Here is a 21,507-nt window from a genome sequence, read left to right as displayed (position 1 = left end):
TCGTCCCTGGGCATATCAACAATATGCCCAGGGACGAGAGTTTTTTCCCGCGGTTCCACCCTGGTTGATACAAAATGTATCCACCTTCGTCTGTATATACTCCAGATTGCCTTTTCCTTAAATCATTCTCTAGGCTCCCACCGTCCCTAGTTCGCTTTATGAAGAGGATTTAAGTACTATTGATCCTTCAGCGTATATCATATGAATTTTAGTAGCTATATATTAGCATATCCTATGCAGAGAAACAATAACCTTGTGCAAAATGGGCTTTTTTTGTGATGTTTTCTTTCAGAATTTGAGGATAAAACCGCATCTTTTATACATATTTTTTGAAAACAAAAAACGTGATGAAAAGTTCGGTTTTCCTTTCATTTCACCCTCCTAGTTTTGTTATAATGAACAAATGGACGAGCGCGAACTTTTAAGTGTAAAGATAAGTGTAAAGAAATGGAGGAGCATATATGTATGATATTAAAGAGTGGAGACATGTCTTTAAATTAGATCCTAATAAAGAGATTTTAGATGCAGATTTAGAGAAAATTTGCGAATCTGGCACGGATGCGGTTCTTGTCGGAGGGTCTGACGGAGTGACTCTAGACAATGTGCTGCAGCTGTTAATGCGTATTCGCCGCTACACGGTGCCGTGTGCGCTAGAAGTATCAACCATTGACTCTGTAACACCTGGTTTTGATTCTTATTTCATTCCGACCGTTTTGAACAGCAAGGATCCAAAGTGGATTGTTGACTTACATCATGCGGCGATGAAGGAATACGGAGAGATTATGGATTGGGATGAAATTTTTGTAGAAGGATACTGCGTACTTAACCCTGAAGCAAAAGTAGCTGCGCTAACGGAAGCGAAAACAGATTTGGAGGCAGAAGATGTTGTAGCGTATGCTCGCATGGCTGAACGCATGTTTCATTTGCCCGTTTTCTATCTAGAATACAGCGGAACATATGGAGACCCTGCATTAGTGGCAGAAGTGAAAAATTCGCTAAATGAGACGAAGTTATTTTACGGCGGGGGTATTGAGACAAAAGAGCAAGCGAGTGAGATGGGGGAGCTTGCCGATACGGTTATTGTAGGAAATGTTATTTATACAAATTTATCGGAAGCATTAAAAACTGTAAAAGCGGTAAAAAAGAATATTGCACAATGAAAAATAAATAAAGTAGAATAGAGAATATATGTTCGATATAGGCGGTGAAAACGTGAATTTTTTAAGTGAAAAATTATTAACAGGATTAAACCCTCAGCAGCAAGAGGCAGTTAAAACGACTGACGGACCATTATTACTTATGGCCGGTGCAGGAAGTGGAAAAACACGTGTATTAACGCATCGAATTGCGTTTTTAATGGCGGAAAAAGAAGTTGCACCTTGGAATATTTTAGCGATTACCTTCACAAACAAAGCAGCTCGTGAAATGAGAGAGCGTGTGGCAAGTATCGTTGGCGGAGTGGCAGAAGACATTTGGATTTCAACGTTCCACTCGATGTGCGTGCGTATTTTACGAAGAGATATTGATCGTATTGGTTTTAATCGTAACTTTACGATTTTAGATTCAACGGATCAGCTGTCCGTTATTAAAAACATTTTAAAAGATCAAAACATCGATCCAAAAAAATTCGATCCGCGTTCGCTATTAGGAAGCATTAGTTCAGCTAAAAATGAACTGAAAGTAGCGGAAGAATTTGATAAAACAGCAGCGGGACCATATGAAGAAGTTGTAAGCAAAGTCTACAAAGAGTATGAAAAGCGTTTAAAGAAAAACCAAGCGCTCGATTTTGATGATTTGATTATGACAACGATTCAGCTATTTAAACGAGTTCCTGAAGTGTTAACTTACTATCAGCGCAAGTTTCAATATATTCATGTGGACGAGTATCAAGATACAAACCATGCACAATATATGTTGGTTCGCTTGCTAGCTGCACGATTTGAAAATGTATGCGTAGTAGGGGATTCAGATCAGTCTATTTACCGCTGGCGCGGGGCTGATATTACAAATATCTTGTCATTTGAAAAAGATTACCCAAAAGCCAAAACCATTTTGCTTGAACAAAATTATCGTTCAACGAAAACGATTTTGGCTGCGGCAAACGGCGTCATTGCAAATAATATGAATCGTAAAGTGAAAAACTTATGGACGGAAAACGATGAAGGCCAAAAGATTTATCATTACCAAGCAATGAGTGAGCATGATGAGGCACAGTTTGTAGCACGTAAAATTAAAGAAGCAGTAGACAGCGGAAAGCGTAAATACAGCGATTTTGCCATTTTGTATCGTACAAATGCACAGTCTCGTGTGATGGAGGAAGTGCTGTTAAAATCCAATATTAATTATACAATTGTCGGCGGCATTAAGTTCTATGACCGCAAAGAGATTAAAGATTTGCTTGCGTACTTGCGCTTAATTGCCAACCAAGATGATGACATTAGCTTAGCTCGTATTGTGAACGTTCCAAAGCGCGGAGTTGGAGCTACTTCAGTCGATAAAGTGGCCAATTACGGAAACGTTCATGACATTTCTATTTTCAAAGCGCTGGATGAAGTAGAATTAATGGGGTTAACAGGAAAAGCAACAAAGGCCCTTCGTGATTTCCAATCGATGATTTCGAACTTAGCTCAAATGCAAGACTATATGTCTGTAACAGAGCTTGTGGAACAGGTATTAGAAAGAACAGGGTATCGTGAAGCGCTTAAAGTGGAAAAAACAATTGAAGCACAAAGCCGCTTAGAGAATATTGATGAGTTTTTATCTGTCACAAAAACGTTTGAAGAAGCAAGCGAAGATAAAAGCTTAGTAGCATTTTTAACGGATTTAGCCCTTGTTGCTGATATCGATAAGCTTGACGACGAGGAAGAAGAAGAGAACGAACAAGTGATTCTTATGACGCTTCACTCAGCAAAAGGTCTAGAGTTCCCGGTTGTTTTCCTAATGGGTATGGAAGAAGGTGTATTCCCTCATAGCCGATCGTTATTTGAAGATAATGAAATGGAAGAAGAGCGACGCTTAGCCTACGTAGGAATTACACGTGCTGAACAAGAATTGTATTTATTAAATGCTCAAATGCGTACACTATTTGGTAAAACCAACGTTAATCCAAAGTCGCGCTTCATTGGAGAAATCCCAAGTGAACTTGTGGAATCTTTAAATGAAACGATGCGCAAACCTGCTGCTGGTCGTTCAGGGGCTTCAGCTTCGCCGTTTGCAGCGCGCCGACAAGCGGCCGTGGCAAAAACGAAGCTTGTATCAACGGGCAGTGAATCAATTGGATGGAGCGTTGGAGATAAGGCCGAGCACAAAAAATGGGGAATTGGTACAGTTGTAAGTGTAAAAGGAGAAGGAGATTCAAAAGAATTAGACATTGCTTTTCCTAGTCCTACAGGTGTAAAAAGACTGCTTGCTAAATTTGCCCCGGTTACGAAAGTGTAATCGTGAAAAGGAGCTAGAATATGGAGTTTGAAACAGCAAAATCACGCGTTCAAGAATTACGTGACGTATTAAATCAATATGGCTATGAATATTATGTGTTAGATCAGCCATCTGTTCCAGATGCAGAATACGATAAATTAATGAATGAGTTAATTGAAATAGAAGAATCATTTCCAGAATTAAAAACAGCTGACTCACCTACTCAGCGCATCGGCGGCCAAGTGCTCGATGCGTTTGAGAAGGTTCAGCATCAAACGTCTATGCTAAGTTTAGGAAATGCATTTAATGAAGAAGACCTTCGAGATTTTGATCGCCGAGTGCGCCAAGCCGTTGAAGACGAGTTTTCTTATGTATGTGAACTTAAAATTGACGGCCTTGCTGTATCTCTTCGCTATGAAGATGGATACTTAGTGCTGGGTGCTACGCGCGGAGATGGTACGACGGGTGAAAATATTACTGAAAACTTAAAAACAATTCGATCGATTCCACTGCGAATTAAAGAACCGTTATCAATGGAAGTTCGCGGAGAAGCATTTATGCCGAGGAAATCATTCGAAGCACTTAATGAAGCAAAAATGGAAAGAGATGAAGTGCCGTTTGCTAACCCCCGTAACGCAGCTGCTGGCTCACTGCGTCAGCTAGATCCTAAGATTGCGGCAAAACGTAATTTAGATATCTTTGTCTATGCCATGACTGATACAGGAGAATTAGAAATCGACTCCCACAGCGAAAGTTTAAATCTGCTCGATGATCTTGGATTTAAAACAAATAAAGAAAGACAGACGTGTGAAACCATTGACGACGTAATTGCTTATATCGAAAGCTGGCAAACGAAACGTCCAGAATTATCTTATGATATTGATGGCATTGTTATAAAAGTAGATTCATTTGATCAGCAGGCTGAGCTTGGCACAACGGCCAAAAGTCCACGCTGGGCTATTGCTTATAAGTTTCCTGCTGAAGAAGTTGTAACCAAGCTTGTAAATATTGAGCTGACGGTAGGCCGGACAGGTGTCATTACGCCAACAGCTATTTTGGAGCCCGTTCAAGTAGCAGGTACGACGGTACAGCGTGCGTCTCTTCACAATGAAGATTTAATTCGTGAAAAAGACATTCGCATCGGCGATTATGTCGTGGTGAAAAAAGCAGGAGATATTATTCCTGAAGTAGTGAATGTGATTGAAGAGAAGCGAACGGGAGAAGAGCAAGAATTTACGATGCCTACTCACTGCCCGGAATGTGAAAGTGAACTGGTACGTTTAGAAGGAGAAGTGGCGCTTCGCTGCATTAATCCAAGCTGTCCTGCTCAAATTCGTGAAGGACTTATTCATTTCGTGTCCCGCAATGCGATGAACATTGATGGACTTGGTGAAAAAGTTATATCACAATTATTTCGCGAACAGTTAATTAAAGATGTAGCGGATATTTATACGCTGACAAAACAGCAGTTAATCGAGCTTGAGCGCATGGGTGAGAAATCTGCTGATAATTTGATTGCGGCCATCGAAGCCTCTAAAGAAAATTCGCTTGAGCGTTTGCTTTTTGGTTTGGGCATTCGTCATGTCGGAGCAAAAGCTGCAAAGACGTTAGCTCAGCACTTTGAAACCATAGACAAGTTAACAAAAGCAACGTATGATGAATTAGTGGCAATTAATGAAATTGGTGCCAAAATGGCTGATGCTATTGTCGCTTACTTTACACAAGAAGAGGTTCAAGAACTTATACATGAATTAAAAGAGTATGGAGTAAACCTTACATACAAGGGACCCAAGCTTGTAAGTGTAGAAAATGTAGATTCTGTTTTTGCTGGTAAAACCGTTGTATTAACAGGTAAGCTTGAACAGCTATCTCGCAATGAGGCAAAAGCACAAATTGAAGCACTTGGCGGTAAAGTCACAGGAAGCGTAAGTAAAAAGACAGACCTTGTTGTGGCAGGGGAAGAGGCTGGTTCCAAACTGACAAAAGCTAACGAGCTTGAAATTGAAGTATGGGATGAAGCAAGGCTACTTACGGAATTAAATAAATAAGAGGTGTGTGTAGTTGAAAAAGATATTGTTACTTTCTCTTGCGGTCATGCTTGTAACTTCAGCGTGTGCACCGAATCTTTCGGACGATAAAGAGACTGTTCAACAAACCAACAACAAGAAAGAAAAAGCAGTTATTCCGAAGTATAGTATTTCAGATGATTATTACCGAACAATTCTTCCATTTAAAGCGGGAGTGGCAAGAGGCTTAGTCGCAGCAAACTTAAACAATCGCTTGGATGCGCAAGAATTTGAAACAGGCTTAATGCGCTTATCGACAGATAGCTATTCTCCGAAAAAATATGTGTATCAAGAAGGCCAGTACCTTGATAAAGATACTATTCGCTCATGGTTAAGCCGTAAGCTGAGTGATAAACAGTTTAAAGATCTTCAAAGCAAAGCAAAAGATGATACGGCGAAAAAGAAGCTTAAAAACAATGGGTTAAACCCAATCGATACAGAAAAAGGCGATTTGAAAACTCGCAACGAAACAAGTCCAATGTACTTAGCGAACATTACTGAGCAAGACTACCTTATTCAAGACGGAGACGACAAGGTAAAACTTGGAGGCGTCACAATTGGCCTGGCGATGAATTCTGTTCATTATTATACAGAAGAAAATGGCTATGCTCGTGAAGTGAAGCTTACGAATAAAGAGATTGAAGCCCAAGGAAAGCAAATGGCAGATGAGATTGTTAAGCGTATGCGCGACATCAAAGGCTTAGAAAATGTGCCAGTTCGAGTAGCGCTATTCAAACAAAGTGCTAAGTCCTCTTTAACACCGGGTAACTTTATAGCTGTCGGAAATGCAGGTTCAAATGATACGGCCGTTGGCAGCTGGGATAATTTAGATGAGCAATATTATTTATTCCCATCATCAGATGCAACAAAAGATCACCGAGATGATGCGATGAAATTTGATGAGTTTAAAGCACAAATCGAAGACTACTTCCCGAACTTTACAAGCGTAGTAGGGAAGGGGTATTACAAAGATGGACAGCTTCAAAAAATGACGATTGATATTCCCGTACAATTTTACGGAAAAGGTGAAATTGTAGGATTTACTCAGTACGTTGCTGGTTTAATGCTTGATCATTTCCCTTCATATATGGAAACGAGTATTTCTATTAACTCAGTAAGCGGACCGGAAGCTCTCATTGTTAGAAAAGCAGATGAAGACAAGCCGTTCGTTCATATTTACGAAGAGTAAGCAAAAAAGACACTGCTCAAGCAGTGTCTTTTTCTAATTCTATTAAATTGCCTCCTATGAAGGAATGGCGTGAGAATTTTGTCTTGTAAACTTAGCAAGATAATAAGCAGCAAATGCAAATGCATCTTGTTCGGTTGTCCGCTCTTCATACGGGCGCTTTTTATCCAGCTCAAACTCTTTCTGATAATAAGGGATGTGATCTTGAATATAATGACGCAGCTCGTGAAAAATGGTTTCGACAAGCGGGAGGTAGTCATCAAACTTAAAAATAAATATAATGCCGACTTCTCGCCAGTAGACGCCTGATGCAAACTGAAGGTATTCTGCTTCTTCTTCTCCAAGAGCAGAGACAATTTTATTGGCTTCGCATGAATCACAAAAAATTATAGGAATATGAAAGGCTTTATTTAAACAAGCAAAAACATCTTTTTGCAAGGTGGGCAAATCCCACTTGAATTCTTCATCTAATACAAACCATCTTCCGTTTTGCTGATACACAGGGCGCTGGTGGATGACTGACTGTATAAGTATTTTATTCAATTTTTATAGCACCTCTTTTACGGTAAAGTAGTTATTCGTTTTCTTTACTTTCCCAAAGACTAGTGAAATTAAAACATGGTGGTGTGTTCATCTGAAGCATGTTTCTCTTTCTATCTATCTTTTCTAAAAAGAAGGTTATTTTATACCTATGCAAGAGAGAAATATTTTATGACGAAGGAAAAGTATGGAATGTTGTTTGAATGAAATAGATTTGGTATAAAATAGAAGTGATAAATGTAAGCCCTGTCTTGTCTGGCGGGGTTTTTAATATTTTAGGAACTAGTCTCAGAAATGTTGCCTGTTGCTAGTGAAGTTTGGTATTATCAGTATATTGTAGTGGGACGAATATTCGGAGGTGAAGGAACATGTCAAGAATTTCTGTTGATCAAGTGAAACACGTTGCAAACTTAGCGAGACTTGCGGTGACGGATGACGAAGCAGAACTATTTACAAAACAATTAGATGCTATTATTACATATGCAGAACAATTAGATGAGTTAGATACTACAAATGTAAAACCAACTTCTCACGTATTGGATATGAAAAACGTAATGCGTGAAGATAAGCCAGCTAAAGGCTTACCAATTGAAGACGTAGTAAAAAATGCGCCAGACCACAAGGATGGCTACATTCGAGTACCAACTATTTTAGAATAAGGAAGGAGGCTTTACGATGTCTTTATTCGATCGTAAACTTTCAGAACTACATAGCCTTTTACACAAGAAAGAAGTACGTGTACAAGATTTAGTAGACGAATCATACAAACGTATTAATGAAGTAGATGATAAAGTAGGTGCGTTCTTAGCGCTTAATGAAGACAATGCTCGTGCTTATGCAAAAGAGCTAGATGAAGCATTACAAACAAAAGATGAATTTGGCCTATTATTTGGTATGCCGATCGGTGTAAAAGATAATATTGTCACAAAAGATTTACGTACAACTTGCTCTAGTAAAATTCTAGCAAACTTTGATCCGATTTATGATGCAACAGTTGTTCAAAAATTGCAGGCAGCTGAAGCGGTAACAATCGGTAAATTAAATATGGATGAATTCGCAATGGGTTCTTCAACTGAAAACTCAGGTCTTCAGTTAACGCGCAACCCATGGAATTTAGATTATGTACCAGGTGGATCTAGCGGTGGTTCAGCTGCAGCTGTAGCAGCAGGCGAAGTTCCGTTTTCTTTAGGTTCTGATACAGGTGGTTCAATTCGTCAGCCAGCTGCTTACTGCGGTGTTGTCGGATTAAAACCAACATATGGTCGCGTATCTCGTTACGGATTAGTAGCATTTGCATCTTCTTTAGATCAAATCGGACCGATCACAAATTCTGTTGAAGATAATGCATACTTACTTCAAGCAATTTCAGGCGTAGACCCAATGGATTCTACTTCTGCTAATGTTGATGTACCGGATTATGTATCTGCTTTAACAGGTGACGTAAAAGATCTTAAAATTGCTGTTCCAAAAGAATACTTAGGCGAAGGTGTGGGCGAAGAAGCTCGCCAGTCTGTTTTAGATGCACTAAAAGTGTTAGAAGGACTAGGCGCGACTTGGGAAGAGGTATCGCTTCCACACTCTAAATACGCATTAGCTACGTATTATCTATTATCTTCTTCTGAAGCGTCTGCTAACTTATCTCGTTTTGACGGCGTTCGCTACGGATACCGTACAGATAATGCTGAGAACTTAATCGAAATGTACAAGCAGTCTCGAAGCGAAGGCTTTGGAAACGAAGTAAAACGCCGTATCATGCTTGGAACATTTGCGTTAAGCTCTGGTTATTATGATGCTTACTACAAAAAAGCACAGCAAGTACGTACGTTAATCAAGCAAGACTTTGAGTCTGTATTTGAAAACTATGATGTTATCATTGGACCAACTACACCAACTCCATCATTCAAAATTGGTGAGAAAACAGATGATCCATTAACAATGTATGCAAACGATATTTTAACAATCCCAGTAAACCTTGCTGGAGTACCTGGTATTTCTGTGCCTTGCGGCTTATCAAATGGATTGCCATTAGGGTTACAAATTATCGGTAAGCATTTCGACGAACGCACAATCTATCGTGTTGCTCATGCATTCGAACAAGCAACTGAGCATCATAAAGCGAAACCAGCACTGTAAGGGGTGAGATAAAGATGAACTTTGAAACGATTATTGGTCTTGAAGTACACGTTGAGCTTAAGACAAAATCTAAAATTTTCTCAGCAAGTCCAAACGCATTTGGTGCGGCTCCAAATGCTAACACAAGTGTAATTGACTTAGGTTATCCTGGCGTACTACCTGTGTTAAACAAAGAAGCAGTTGATTTTGCAATGAAAGCAGCGCTTGCGCTAAACTGTGAAATCGCAACAGATACAAAGTTTGATCGTAAAAACTATTTCTATCCGGATAACCCAAAAGCTTATCAAATCTCTCAATTTGATAAACCAATTGGCGAGAACGGTTGGATTGAAGTAGAAGTTAAAGGTGAAACGAAGCGCATTCGTATCAACCGACTTCATTTAGAAGAAGATGCTGGTAAGTTAACGCATACAGGCGATGGCTATTCACTAGTAGACTTCAACCGTCAAGGTACACCTCTAATTGAGATTGTATCGGAAGCAGATATGCGTTCTCCTGAAGAAGCATATGCTTATTTAGAAAAACTAAAATCAATCATTCAATATACAGGCGTATCTGACTGTAAAATGGAAGAAGGTTCACTTCGCTGTGATGCCAATATTTCTTTACGTCCAGTTGGACAAGAAGAGTTTGGTACAAAAGCTGAGTTAAAGAACTTAAACTCATTTAACTATGTGCGCCGCGGTCTTGAACACGAAGAAATTCGTCAAGAAAAAGTGTTATTGTCTGGTGGCTTAATCGAGCAGGAAACACGCCGTTTTGATGAGTCTACGGGTGAAACAATTCTGATGCGTGTAAAAGAAGGATCTGACGACTACCGCTACTTCCCAGAGCCTGATTTATTAGAATTATACATCGACGAAGAGTGGAAAGAACGCGTTCGTGCTTCGATTCCTGAACTTCCAGATGCTCGTAAAAAGCGCTATGTAGAAGAGCTTGGCTTACCTGCTTATGATGCAATGGTATTAACGCTAACAAAAGAAATGTCTGATTTCTTTGAAGCAACGCTTGCTGCGGGCGGAGATGCGAAGCTATCTTCTAACTGGTTAATGGGTGAAGTTTCTGCTTACTTAAACTCAAACCAAAAAGAACTTTCAGATGTAGCATTAACACCTGAAGGCCTAGCTGGTATGATTCAATTAATTCAAGAAGGTACAATTTCGTCTAAAATTGCGAAAAAAGTATTCAAAGAGTTAATTGAAAATGGCGGAGATGCAAAGAAAATTGTAAAAGAAAAAGGTCTTGTACAAATTTCTGATGATGCAACTTTACGTAAATTCGTAACAGATGCATTAGATGCAAACCCTCAATCTATTGAAGATTTCAAAAATGGTAAGGATCGTGCAATTGGCTTCTTAGTTGGTCAAATTATGAAAGCTTCAAAAGGCCAAGCGAACCCACCGATGGTTAATAAAATTCTTTTAGAAGAAATTAATAAACGCTAAATTTGATAACTAAATGTGAGGTGGGTATCCATCTCACATTTATTATGAGTAAGGGCGATCGCGCTGAAGGTATGAATAAAAACCGAAACGTGAATATTGTATATCAAGGTTAATTTCTTTATAATATGTTTGTTCATGCCCCCTCTTGTTGATGATGTAATGTGAGGGGGCATTCTTTCACTGATAAAAGTAGGCAAAGATTTGTGACAAATTATCATTATTAGGATGATGAATATGAAAAGAGCGAGAATTATTTATAACCCGACATCGGGCCGTGAAATTTTTAAGAAAAACTTACCGGAAGTTTTGCAAAAGCTAGAGCAAGCAGGATACGAAACATCTTGTCATGCTACAACTTGCGCTGGCGATGCAACAGAAGCTGCCAAAGTAGCAGTAGAGCGCCGCTTTGACGTTGTAATCGCAGCCGGTGGAGACGGTACCATCAATGAAGTCGTAAACGGTATTGCCGGACAGGACTATCGTCCGCAGCTAGGTATTATTCCTGTTGGAACAACCAATGACTTTGCTCGTGCCATTAATGTTCCGCGTACAATTGAAGGCGCTGTTGATGTTATTGTAGAAGGCGTAACGAAGCCAATTGATTTAGGCTGTGTAACAAACGACGGAGAAACGCATTACTTTGTAAATATCGCCGGAGGCGGCCGTTTAACTGAGTTAACGTATGAAGTGCCAAGCAAGTTAAAAACAATGCTTGGACAGCTAGCTTACTATTTAAAAGGTATGGAAATGCTTCCTTCTATTAAACCAACATCTGTTGAAATTGAGTATGATGGAAAATTCTTTGGCGGCGAGATTATGTTCTTCCTCGTTTCCTTAACGAACTCAGTCGGCGGTTTTGAAAAGCTGGCACCAGATTCTTCTTTAGATGACGGCATGTTTGATTTAATTATTTTAAAGAAAGCAAATTTAGCTGAATTTATTCGAATTGCGACACTTGCGCTGCGAGGAGAACATATCAATGATCCTCACATTATTTATACAAAAGCGAACCGTGTTAAAATTCATACGAATGATAAAATGCAGCTAAATCTAGATGGCGAGTACGGAGGGTTATTGCCTGGGGAATTTGTAAACTTATATCGCCATGTAGAAATCTTTGTTCCAAAAGCAACAGCTGAATTGATGGAAAAAAATGGGATCGCCTAATTGCGATCTTTTTTCATGCTTTTCTTTGTTTGGCTTTCGCTCTTATGGTACAATCAGTTCAGCATTTTCAAATGACTAAAAGGATGTAACGATAAATGGAAAAATTAAAACCACCTGTAGAAAAAAATGAATATATAGATGTTGCGTTTGAAGATTTAACGCATGACGGAGCGGGTGTAGCGAAAGTGAACGGATTTCCTATTTTTGTTCAAAATGCGCTGCCTGGCGAAAGCGGCCAAGTAAAAATCATTAAAGTAAAAAAAGGCTATGCATTTGGCAAGCTCATTAAGCACCATACAATTAGTGAGCAGCGTGTTGAAGCACCCTGTCCGGTCTACAAGCAGTGCGGAGGCTGTCAGCTGCAGCATGTAAGCTATGAAGGGCAGCTGCAATTCAAGCAAAAGCAAGTAAAAGACGTCATGGCGCGAATTGGTCATTTACCTGACGTTCCGGTACATTCGACGTTAGGAATGAACGATCCTTGGCGCTATCGAAACAAAGCTCAAGTTCCCGTAGCAGAGCGAGAAGGCGGGTTGGTCGCTGGGTTTTATCAGCAGCGAAGCCACGACATCATTAACATGGATGCCTGTTTGATTCAGCAGCAGGCAAATGATGATGTTGTTCAAGCTGTTAAATCAATCTGTGAAAAGCATGGGGTTTCTCCTTACCAAGAACAAAAGCATAAAGGATCGCTTCGTCATATCATGGCGCGCTACGGACTTGTAACGGGTGAAATCATGGTTGTCATTGTGACTCGTACAGCTGAGCTGCCAAACAAAAAGCGTATTATAGAAGACATTATTGAAGCCGTGCCGAACGTGAAATCAATTGTTCAAAATGTAAACAACAAGCGCACGAACGTCATTTTAGGGAACCAAACGAACGTACTTTGGGGCGAAGAATATATTTACGACTATATCGGCGATGTTAAATTTGCCATTTCAGCAAAATCATTCTATCAAGTAAACCCTGAGCAAACGAAAGTGCTTTATGATAAAGCGCTTGAGTATGCAGATTTAACAGGAGAAGAAACGGTCATTGACGCGTATTGTGGAATTGGAACAATCTCGTTATTTCTCGCTCAAAAAGCGAAAAAAGTATATGGCGTTGAAATCGTGCCTGAAGCGATTGAAGATGCAAAGCGCAACGCTGAGCTAAACGGTATTCACAATGCAGAATTCGAAGTAGGCGAAGCTGAAGTCGTCATTCCAAACTGGTACAAACAAGGCATCAAAGCGGACGTCATCGTCGTAGACCCGCCGCGAAAAGGATGCGACGAAGCTCTTTTGAATACCATCATTGACATGAAACCGAAAAAAGTTGTCTATGTTTCATGCGGACCAGCAACTCTTGCGCGTGATCTAGCTATTCTAGAAAAAGGCGGCTATGAGACGGTTGAAGTTCAGCCTGTTGATATGTTCCCGCATACGACGCATGTGGAGAATGTGGCGGTGCTTACATTAAAATAAGAGGACTTTATAAAACCCACTATCACTGGGAATGGTAGTGGGTTTTATATTGGCTTTTATTTTTAATACAGTACGGAATCTGCTAAAAAATTTATAGAGAAACAAATAAAAGCAAATATAAATGGGAGTAAAAAGATTCCTAAATATACATAAGGCAAAATGGAGGAAGCAAATTGATTACGTGGGAAACGGATGAAAAAGAGGTAAGTTTAGAAACCATTTGATGTAGAAAAAGCATGGGATGTATTATTTCCAATCGACTTTATTGAATGTGTAACAAAGTATCATGATATTAAATACTAGCTAGTTGATGGTATTTACCCATTTGGAGATGACATAGCGGATAATCATGTATGTTTTGACTACCGTTCTAACTCTCAGCGGCCTATTATCGTTTTTATAGATCATGAACTAGCATAAGAGAATCCTGAAAGCGGTATGTTTTTCGTCGCCCATTCACTTGAAGAATTTATTAATGGTCTATATGAAGAAGAATAAAATTAAAATAACTTTCCATCAAGAGGCTGGGACAAAAGTATTTTAACCCAAGTAAAAGACGAACCATTAATCAACATGTTTGATTCGTGGTTTATTTTTTTGTTAGGGCAAATAAGTGTCGTCTGTTTCGTTCCTTCTAGCAGTTGATTGGAGGGCAAGGCGAAGACTCCTGCGGGAAAAGCGGAGCAGGTGAGACCCCGCAGGAGCGCAAGCGACGAGGAGGCTCAGCGGCCGCCCGCGGAAAGCGAAGTCTTGCACGGAAATCAACTGCGGTTCCATACAAGCTCATCTATACTAGTTGTTCGCCTTTAATTTAGATTCATTTCATTATGATGTCTCAACCTCTTTTAGGTTAAATAAGTACGGAAAAGGTAAAGTTAGCATTTCTATACCAAAAGCAGCAAAAGCTTGATATAAAAGCATTATCCGCTTGTATGTCCGTTTTATTTTGCCGTTTGTCCACCCCACCAACACAGCAAATTTCTGAATATACTTTTTTTAAGGTTTTCAATATTTTAGGAATTATAATAAAGAAGCAATAAATGAAAACATTATATTTGTGGTAAGAGGTGAAGGGACATCATGTATAGAGCAATTGCTATTATAGCAGGTTCTGTGTTAATTGGATTTGCATACAATTGGTTTTTAATCCCCCATAAAGTGCTAAGCAGCGGTATTAGCGGTATTGCTATGATTATAGGAATTTTAACGCCTGCAAGCACGGGAACAATGAATTTTTTGTTGAATTTACCCCTTTTAATTATTGGTTTTATGAAGTTAGGAAAGCGGTTTGTCTTACATACGCTGCTGTCCGTTGTGGCTTTATCAATTGCTTTATACGTGATTCCCTTGAGAGCTGTTAGTACAGATCCTATTCTGTCAGCTGTTTTTGGAGGAGTTTTAACTGGAATTGGCGTAGGGTTTGTTTTTCGTCAGTCAGCTTCGACAGGTGGATTTGATATTATTGCGATGCTTCTTACGCATAAAAAAGAATTTCCTCTTGGCGCTATATTATCAGCGATGAATGCCGTAGTTGTATTTGTTTCAGGCTTCTTTGTGAATTGGGACGCGGCTTTATATACGATGCTTTCGATTTTCGTCACAGGAAAAGTAGTGGATGCGATTCATACTCGCCATATTAAGCTCACGTTAACCATTATTACGAGAAAAGGCGAAGAAATGAAGCAGCAGCTTCTTACCAATTTAGTGCGCGGCGTGACGTTAATGAACGGTGAAGGAGCTTATTCAAGAGAAGACCGTAAAATATTAATGACGGTGATTTCACGCTATGAGCTTGCAAACCTCAAGCAGTTAATTCAATCGGTTGATCCTGAAGCTTTCGTAAATATTACAGAAACGGTAGAAGTAATGGGGCTGTTTCGACGGGATGCTTATTAATATATTTGTTATTTCAGCGCCGATTTATGATAAATAGCCATTTTTATAGTATAAAAGTTATAAAAAAAGCCTTAAGAGTAGTTCTTGAGGCTTTTTTTGCGTAAAATATGAGTAAGAAAATATCGTGTATGAAAAGTATAAAAAAGGGAATTTGATAGAGTACATAAAATATTGACATCAAAAAGGAGAGACTATATGACGGTAGAATATCAGTTAACGAAAAAGAAATATTACGAAACGTTTATGCAAGAAAATGAAAATCAGCCGCCTGTAAAAGTCCTTGGACAAGCTTACTACGAAGAGCAGCAAAAAGAGTGGTACGACTTATCGCTCATTCGCTTAGCACAGGGAGAAATATACTTCCATAATCAAGATTTCGAGTCCGCGATTTATAAGTGGGAGAATGTAGATGGTGAATTTAAGCTGTGGGCGAAGAAAAATACAGCCGACGCGCATTATGAATTAGGGTTGTCTACTCAAGCTGAAGAGCTTTACCTATCCATTGAAACAGATTCAAAAGTATTGAAAGCTGAAATAGCGCTAAAGCTGTTTTTACTTTATACGGATCATAATAATATTGGACGAGCTTATGAAGTCATTAACGAGCTGGTTGCTTCTCAGCCGGATTATCCAAACGTCACGGCGATTGCACGCAGATTTTATGAAGAGCAAGAAGATTTTAACAGCGCAGTGGAGCTTGCGGTAGATGAGTGTATTCGTACGGAATCGCTGAATTGGTTTGCGATATTAAAGACTTATGTAGATAAAGGATATACAGCAAACTTTATCCCGAACTATTTTTATCAAGTGATGATTGCATTTTACAAAGTAGATCAAGTGTATTTCAAACAGCTTGTCTCAGCTTTATGGAAACAATATAAGAGCCAGCCTCCTTATCTTGCTTGGATTAAAACCATCAATGATATTTTCTTGAATATTGAAGTTGGCCTCTATGATTATTGGCAAGAGATTTCAACTCTTTATCAAGAAACGTACACCGACTTAATGGAAAGTGACCATTCTGTAAAAGAATTGCATGAAGTCATTCCAAACGTATTGACAAATTGGCTTAAAATTACAAATAAGTCACGTGCATTATTTCCGTCTGCAGCCGTGCTTTCATGGAATGAAAAATTTCCATCAACTATCGATACAATCACCATCGAAAATGCGGGCAGATTAATTTTTGAGGCGCGTAACGACATTGATGGTCTCGAATATCACTACAAGCTTTGCCATGGCATTATTAAATGGGCCAATGAAAATGGCTTAGAAGTGGGACACACATTTAAATGGTGGGTAGATTTTCTATTAGATGCTCATACGACACACTTATTAATTACAGGAACAAATGCCGCAACTTCGTCATTTGTGGGATCGATTACAGAAGAAAAGGTACCGCAAAATCACGAAACAACCTTTGTGTTCATTCATGATGATGAAGAATCCATCCAGCAAATCGCTGATCAAGAAATCATTCCGATGGAAACGATTGATGGAGCGGAACAATCTCCTGATCATGCACTTGTAGAAGTGAAAAAACCTTTTGCGTTCCTTGATAAGCATAATTGTTCATGCATTGTGACGCCAAGCTTTACAGAACAAGAGGCACGTGAGCAGGATGCATTTAAATATGCTCCTTTAGCAGATGGTTTACTGTTTGTGCTTGATGCAAAAGAATCGCTGCTTGATGAAGAAAGAGAATTATTGCTGGAGATTAAAGAGCATGCGCCAAATACGCCCGTTCATTTTGTCATTAACAATATGGACAGTCTTTATAATCAAGCAACACTTGAGCGAATTACAAAAGAATTTGAAGCAAGCATTGGAGCTGATTTCCCGCAGGCACATGTATTAGCCTATACGCCTCACTACGTCTCGAGTCAGCACCACGGAGACTTGGCTCAGTTTATTAAAGCTAATTTCTATTATGATCCAAACGACGTTGGAGTAGAAGAGCGTGCGCGCAGACTGCTGTTCTTCATTCAAAACATGCTAAAGAGCTTAGTGGAGAAGAGAAATCAAACAGAAAATCATTTGATCGAAAGTATTAAATGGAACGAAGATATGCTTGTGCGATTAAATGGCTTCTTGCATCGAGTGGATGACTTAGAACAAGAAAAAGCAAGCAGTATTGTTTCGGCTTATCACGGCATCAAAGAGGATATTAGCAAAAAGCTAAAAAATAAAATTACCTCGTTTACTCAAAAAGTCTTCAGAATTAGTGAAGGAAGACAGTGATTTTAGTACGGTTCATATTGAGCTGAATAAACAAATGAATATGCGCGTGGAAGAGCACTTGCAGCAAGATGTCCTACCTAAGTTCCGCATTTCTTTAAAGGACTGGATTGCTACATCAAATGAAGAGCTGATTGCGAGTCAAGTAGATATTGAAGAAGTAGCAGAGTCATTAAATAAGATGTACAATGAGCAAAAATTAACGTTAGCCTGCGATTTTAAAGTGCTGGACGACTGGCGCCGCGACGTTAATCGTATGGCTAATCGGGTTCAGCTGGATGAAGAAAATATTTTACTTCGCGTTAATCCAACGCAGCTCTTGTTAAAAGGAGCAGGAAAGCTGTTTTCTTCCATTCTTCAAAACCAAACGCTGCTTTATAATCAATATAAAAAGTACATTGAAAGTCAAGACTATCAAGATATTACAGAATCTATGCTGGCCAAGTTTTTTATGCAGTTTAATTTATTTGAGAAAAATTTAGAAGTTGATATTGAACTATTCTTTGAAAAGCCAAAAGAGGTTTTAAAAGAAACGATTGAAGAAACACAGGCGCATATTAATGAAAATCAAGACGTGTTAAGTCATATGAAAGCCAATCCTGAAGCTTACTATGATCCGTTAACATTATTCCAGCTTCGCTTGCGTCAGTATGAGTTAATGGTTAAAGCTACAGAAGAAGTACACTACAACGTATAAAAGGTGGAGCAGGATGTATTTAACGATAAAAGAAGCAGCAGAGTATCTATCTTTTCCTGAAGAATATGTGCAGAAATTGATTCAAGAAGGAAAAGTACGAGCTATATTTGATGGTGAAAACTACTTATTAAATAAAGAGCAGTTTAACACCCATTTAGAGCAAATGGAAAAGTACAAAAAACAAATTGAAGAATACTTAAATGAGCCTATCCCTGAAGATATGGACGTAAAAGATGAAGATTGAAGGCAGAAGCAGAAAACAGATGTTTTCTGCTTTTTTCTTTTGGAGTGAAGGTGTTAAAAAAGGTAAGATATGAAAGAAATGTCGAAAAAAGTTGGAATTTCGTTAAAGATGTAGTCTTTTTAGATGCTTTTTTTATATAATGAAAGTATGCTAAACAAAAAGGAGAAGGTCTATGCAACGATCAAGACAGTTAAGGCTGATTTTATTGCTTGCCCTGATTGTTGTCGCTTTGTTTTTAATTATTATTATTTCGAAAACACATGGGATTATAAGTCAGCAAACGACAAAAAAAGTAGAACACACAAGCGTTGCAATTCTCACCTCTGATGTACTGACGGATCAAAGCTGGGGCAGTCTAGCTTATAAAGGAAAAATCAACATTGAGCAGCAGTATCCTGTTTCGGCTCAAGTTATTAGCGAAGTAAATACGAACCAAAAAATGAAAGAAGCTGCTGAAAAAGTTATTCAAAAAGGGACAAAAGTCGTAATTGGACATGGAAGAGAATTTTCTACCGTTTTTACAGAACTAGCTCCTAAGTATCCTCATGTTCATTTCGTCACCATTCACGGTACTTCAATGTATAAAAACCAAACTGTATATACATTTGATCAAACAAAAATAGAGCACCTGGCAGGCACGGCAGCTGCCATGAAGACAAAAACGAAAAAAATTGGATTACTCGATACATTTGCAAAAGAAAAAAACCTAGGATTTGAACAAGGAATCAAAGCGTATGATTCATCGATTGCTTTTTATTATCGAGTTGTAAACAGCCGAGACGATGGAGCAAAAGCAGTAAAGCTGCTCCGTGAGTTAAAAGATCAAGGTGTCGATATCGTCTATGCTAAAGGAAATTCGTATAATCAAGAAGTTATTCAAGAAGCGAAAACACAAGGAATGTACGTAATAGGGTATTTAGATGATCAGGCGTACATGGGTAGGTCTGTTATTTTAACAAGTGTGATAAATGATGTTCCTCAAGCTTACAACGTGATTATGAAAGACTATTTCAGTAAAAAAGGTCTTCCATCTGGAGAAGTCAAACTTGACGCCAGGGACGGTGTTTATAAACTAGCGCCTTTTGGACCGATGTACAGTAAACGGGAAAAACAAATTTTATATTCGAAAGTTAGAATGTCTACACAGCCGAAGTAACTATGAAAAAGAAAGAGATGATTATGAATCAATTATTTCGCAACATGTCATTTCGTAGCCAAATATTAACGATTCTTCTTTTGATTACATTTATGTTAAGCGGGTTCTCTTTAGTTTTAGTGCATGCCATTGATAAAATGAATCATGTAAGCAACGAAATTAAAGATGAAGATGTTCCTCAAATGGTGTGGCTTTCTTATTGGGAAGAGCAGCTGAACATAAAAGAATACATTGTGAAAAATAATCTAAAGAACCCCACTGTCTCTTTGATAGAAGAATATCAATCATATGATACAAGAGTTATTGAAGACAATGAAAAGTATAAGCAGCCTGTGCCAAAATCGTTGATTCCACTGAAGGAAAAAATTGAGCTGCTTGATTTTAAGATTTCTAATAACGTGCAGGGACTGCTGAAGTACGGAGATATAGAGGGAGCAAAAGAGTATCTTAATAGAAATTATTTGCCGGATCTGCATCAGATAAAAAAAGATATTAATAGTTCAAAAGAAGAGACGGTTGATTCACTTGATACACTATCAGATACACTGTCTGTTATTATTAAAGATTCATTAATTTTACTATTGATTTTAACAGTAAGTGCTATTGTGGCTTCTCTTTATGTTTCTTATCGTATGAGTGCAAGCCTTACGAAACCAATTGAACAAATGATTGAAAAAGTGAATGACATTGCAGACGGAGAATACGGTCTTGTTCTTCAAGACACAAAGCAAATTGAGCTGAAGCAGCTTTCGGCTTCTATCAATCAAATGTCGGTTAGTTTAGAAGATTCATTTTGGAAAATCATTAAAGATAAAGCGTATCGCCAGCAGATTTTAAATTCACTGCCTGTTGGAATTATCACAATGGAAGATGAGACAAATAGTATATTTGCCAATACCTCAGCAAAGCAGTTTTTAGATCTCGACGAAAAGGATATTTGCGGGTATATGGAGGAATGTCCTGAATATAATACTGAATTTTGGAGCATGTTGAATTCGGGAGAAATTCACGAAAATAAAAAAGTGTTATTTGGAACGAAAAAGACGTGCTATTGCTTTTTAGTCTCTCAAACGCAGCTGTTTAATGAGAAGAACGAGAGCATCGGAAGAATTTTTTATTTTATTGATATATCGGATACCGAAGAATTAGAAAAGCGAATGCATCAGTCTGAGAAACTTGCCCTGGTTGGAGAAGTGGCAGCCGGAGCTGCTCATGAGATTCGTAATCCTCTTGCCGTGATTCATGGATTTATATCTCTTATGAATCAGTCTCTTTCTGATGAGGAGAAAAAGCGTTTTTACCTGCCTCTGCTTATGAAAGAGCTAGAGAGGATTAATTACATCATTGAAGAAATGCTGTTGTTATCAAAACCAGGGACTCCGGTAATGAAAAAAGTCAGCATGCAGGATATTATTAATGAGCTATTGCCTTTGATTACTCACTCAAGTAAATTTACAGAAAAAGATAAGCTTATCTTTGATGTGAAACTGCAGCCGCATATACTAAAGGTAGATGAAAAACAAATCAAACAAGTTCTTCATAATTTAATTCGAAACAGTATGGAAGCTATGGATGGAGAAGGAGTCATTACAATCTACTCTCAGGTTCATGATGATAATTATTATCTGTATATTGAAGATAATGGAAAAGGAATTCCTTTGCATATGCAGCAGTCGCTGTACCAGCCGTTTTCCACTTCAAAAGATAGTGGAACAGGTCTTGGTCTGCCAATTGCTCAGCGTATTCTAGAAAGCCACGGAGGACAGATTAAATTATTATCTACTTCTTCCCGCGGCACAGTTTTTGTTATTAAACTTCCTCTACATTAAGAAAACAGCCTCAAAAGGGCTGTT

Annotated in this window: 17 protein-coding genes; 16 read left to right on the top strand and 1 reads right to left on the bottom strand. The window is 38.6% G+C overall.

Annotated elements, in window-relative coordinates:
• Positions 1-461: 461 nt before the first annotated feature.
• The 4 genes from pcrB to N178_RS10205 are packed head-to-tail and all read left to right on the top strand — an operon-like array spanning position 462 to position 6,672.
• A complete protein-coding gene (pcrB, locus tag N178_RS10220; RefSeq protein WP_045292048.1) occupies positions 462-1,160 on the top strand; it encodes a heptaprenylglyceryl phosphate synthase in 699 nt (232 codons plus the stop codon).
• Positions 1,161-1,212: 52 nt separating this feature from the next.
• Positions 1,213-3,438, top strand: coding sequence for a DNA helicase PcrA (gene pcrA, locus N178_RS10215; RefSeq protein WP_028412524.1), 2,226 nt, complete (start codon positions 1,213-1,215; stop codon positions 3,436-3,438).
• A 20-nt stretch (positions 3,439-3,458) separates the two neighbouring features.
• Complete coding sequence (ligA, locus tag N178_RS10210; RefSeq protein WP_045292047.1) at positions 3,459-5,465, top strand: NAD-dependent DNA ligase LigA; 2,007 nt, start codon at positions 3,459-3,461, stop codon at positions 5,463-5,465.
• A gap of 13 nt (positions 5,466-5,478) precedes the next feature.
• The gene (locus N178_RS10205) at positions 5,479-6,672 is read left to right on the top strand and encodes a CamS family sex pheromone protein (protein WP_045292046.1); all 1,194 of its coding nucleotides are present in this window, start codon (positions 5,479-5,481) and stop codon (positions 6,670-6,672) included.
• Positions 6,673-6,726: 54 nt separating this feature from the next.
• On the opposite strand, the gene N178_RS10200 is transcribed toward N178_RS10205, so the two are convergent.
• Positions 6,727-7,212: a DUF3920 family protein gene (locus N178_RS10200; RefSeq protein WP_045292045.1), complete on the bottom strand. Its 486-nt coding sequence runs from the start codon at positions 7,210-7,212 to the stop codon at positions 6,727-6,729.
• A gap of 365 nt (positions 7,213-7,577) precedes the next feature.
• On the opposite strand from N178_RS10200, the gene gatC reads away from it, so the two are divergent.
• The 12 genes from gatC to N178_RS10150 all read left to right on the top strand — a co-directional run bounded on the left by gatC (position 7,578) and on the right by N178_RS10150 (position 21,483).
• A complete protein-coding gene (gene gatC, locus N178_RS10195) occupies positions 7,578-7,868 on the top strand; it encodes an Asp-tRNA(Asn)/Glu-tRNA(Gln) amidotransferase subunit GatC (RefSeq protein ID WP_013055055.1) in 291 nt (96 codons plus the stop codon).
• A gap of 16 nt (positions 7,869-7,884) precedes the next feature.
• On the top strand, positions 7,885-9,342 hold the full coding sequence (gatA, locus tag N178_RS10190) for an Asp-tRNA(Asn)/Glu-tRNA(Gln) amidotransferase subunit GatA (protein WP_045292044.1): 1,458 nt from the start codon (positions 7,885-7,887) through the stop codon (positions 9,340-9,342).
• 14 nt (positions 9,343-9,356) lie between these two features.
• On the top strand, positions 9,357-10,787 hold the full coding sequence (gene gatB / locus N178_RS10185; RefSeq protein ID WP_045292043.1) for an Asp-tRNA(Asn)/Glu-tRNA(Gln) amidotransferase subunit GatB: 1,431 nt from the start codon (positions 9,357-9,359) through the stop codon (positions 10,785-10,787).
• A gap of 234 nt (positions 10,788-11,021) precedes the next feature.
• On the top strand, positions 11,022-11,954 hold the full coding sequence (locus N178_RS10180; RefSeq protein ID WP_045292042.1) for a diacylglycerol kinase: 933 nt from the start codon (positions 11,022-11,024) through the stop codon (positions 11,952-11,954).
• A 95-nt stretch (positions 11,955-12,049) separates the two neighbouring features.
• Positions 12,050-13,423 (top strand): 23S rRNA (uracil(1939)-C(5))-methyltransferase RlmD, encoded by a 1,374-nt coding sequence (rlmD, locus tag N178_RS10175; protein ID WP_045292041.1) that lies wholly within the window; start codon positions 12,050-12,052, stop codon positions 13,421-13,423.
• Between the two features lie 641 nt (positions 13,424-14,064).
• Positions 14,065-14,238: a hypothetical protein gene (locus tag N178_RS27000; RefSeq protein WP_169746662.1), complete on the top strand. Its 174-nt coding sequence runs from the start codon at positions 14,065-14,067 to the stop codon at positions 14,236-14,238.
• Between the two features lie 265 nt (positions 14,239-14,503).
• Complete coding sequence (locus N178_RS10170; protein ID WP_013055060.1) at positions 14,504-15,319, top strand: YitT family protein; 816 nt, start codon at positions 14,504-14,506, stop codon at positions 15,317-15,319.
• 195 nt (positions 15,320-15,514) lie between these two features.
• On the top strand, positions 15,515-17,560 hold the full coding sequence (locus N178_RS10165; RefSeq protein ID WP_237758437.1) for a GTPase domain-containing protein: 2,046 nt from the start codon (positions 15,515-15,517) through the stop codon (positions 17,558-17,560).
• Positions 17,561-17,594: 34 nt separating this feature from the next.
• A complete protein-coding gene (locus N178_RS27515; RefSeq protein WP_237758436.1) occupies positions 17,595-18,254 on the top strand; it encodes a hypothetical protein in 660 nt (219 codons plus the stop codon).
• Between the two features lie 13 nt (positions 18,255-18,267).
• On the top strand, positions 18,268-18,498 hold the full coding sequence (locus N178_RS10160) for a helix-turn-helix domain-containing protein (RefSeq protein ID WP_013055062.1): 231 nt from the start codon (positions 18,268-18,270) through the stop codon (positions 18,496-18,498).
• 172 nt (positions 18,499-18,670) lie between these two features.
• Positions 18,671-19,654: a BMP family ABC transporter substrate-binding protein gene (locus tag N178_RS10155; RefSeq protein ID WP_045292040.1), complete on the top strand. Its 984-nt coding sequence runs from the start codon at positions 18,671-18,673 to the stop codon at positions 19,652-19,654.
• A 23-nt stretch (positions 19,655-19,677) separates the two neighbouring features.
• A complete protein-coding gene (locus N178_RS10150; protein ID WP_045292038.1) occupies positions 19,678-21,483 on the top strand; it encodes an ATP-binding protein in 1,806 nt (601 codons plus the stop codon).
• Positions 21,484-21,507 lie beyond the last annotated feature (24 nt).

Source organism: Priestia aryabhattai B8W22 (assembly GCF_000956595.1).
GTDB lineage: Bacteria > Bacillota > Bacilli > Bacillales > Bacillaceae_H > Priestia > Priestia aryabhattai.
The sequence above is the reverse complement of the archived record's forward strand: the minus strand, read 5'-3'. Positions and strand labels throughout refer to the sequence as shown.

Bases quoted from the DNA above. Each gene is read 5' to 3' on its own strand.
- pcrB (WP_045292048.1), top strand. From the start codon at position 462: ATGTATGATATTAAAGAGTGGAGACATGTCTTTAAATTAGATCCTAAT.
- ligA (WP_045292047.1), top strand. From the start codon at position 3,459: ATGGAGTTTGAAACAGCAAAATCACGCGTTCAAGAATTACGTGACGTA.
- gatC (WP_013055055.1), top strand. From the start codon at position 7,578: ATGTCAAGAATTTCTGTTGATCAAGTGAAACACGTTGCAAACTTAGCG.
- gatA (WP_045292044.1), top strand. From the start codon at position 7,885: ATGTCTTTATTCGATCGTAAACTTTCAGAACTACATAGCCTTTTACAC.
- gatB (WP_045292043.1), top strand. From the start codon at position 9,357: ATGAACTTTGAAACGATTATTGGTCTTGAAGTACACGTTGAGCTTAAG.
- N178_RS10180 (WP_045292042.1), top strand. From the start codon at position 11,022: ATGAAAAGAGCGAGAATTATTTATAACCCGACATCGGGCCGTGAAATT.
- rlmD (WP_045292041.1), top strand. From the start codon at position 12,050: ATGGAAAAATTAAAACCACCTGTAGAAAAAAATGAATATATAGATGTT.
- N178_RS10170 (WP_013055060.1), top strand. From the start codon at position 14,504: ATGTATAGAGCAATTGCTATTATAGCAGGTTCTGTGTTAATTGGATTT.
- N178_RS10165 (WP_237758437.1), top strand. From the start codon at position 15,515: ATGACGGTAGAATATCAGTTAACGAAAAAGAAATATTACGAAACGTTT.
- N178_RS27515 (WP_237758436.1), top strand. From the start codon at position 17,595: ATGAATATGCGCGTGGAAGAGCACTTGCAGCAAGATGTCCTACCTAAG.
- N178_RS10160 (WP_013055062.1), top strand. From the start codon at position 18,268: ATGTATTTAACGATAAAAGAAGCAGCAGAGTATCTATCTTTTCCTGAA.
- N178_RS10155 (WP_045292040.1), top strand. From the start codon at position 18,671: ATGCAACGATCAAGACAGTTAAGGCTGATTTTATTGCTTGCCCTGATT.
- N178_RS10150 (WP_045292038.1), top strand. From the start codon at position 19,678: ATGAATCAATTATTTCGCAACATGTCATTTCGTAGCCAAATATTAACG.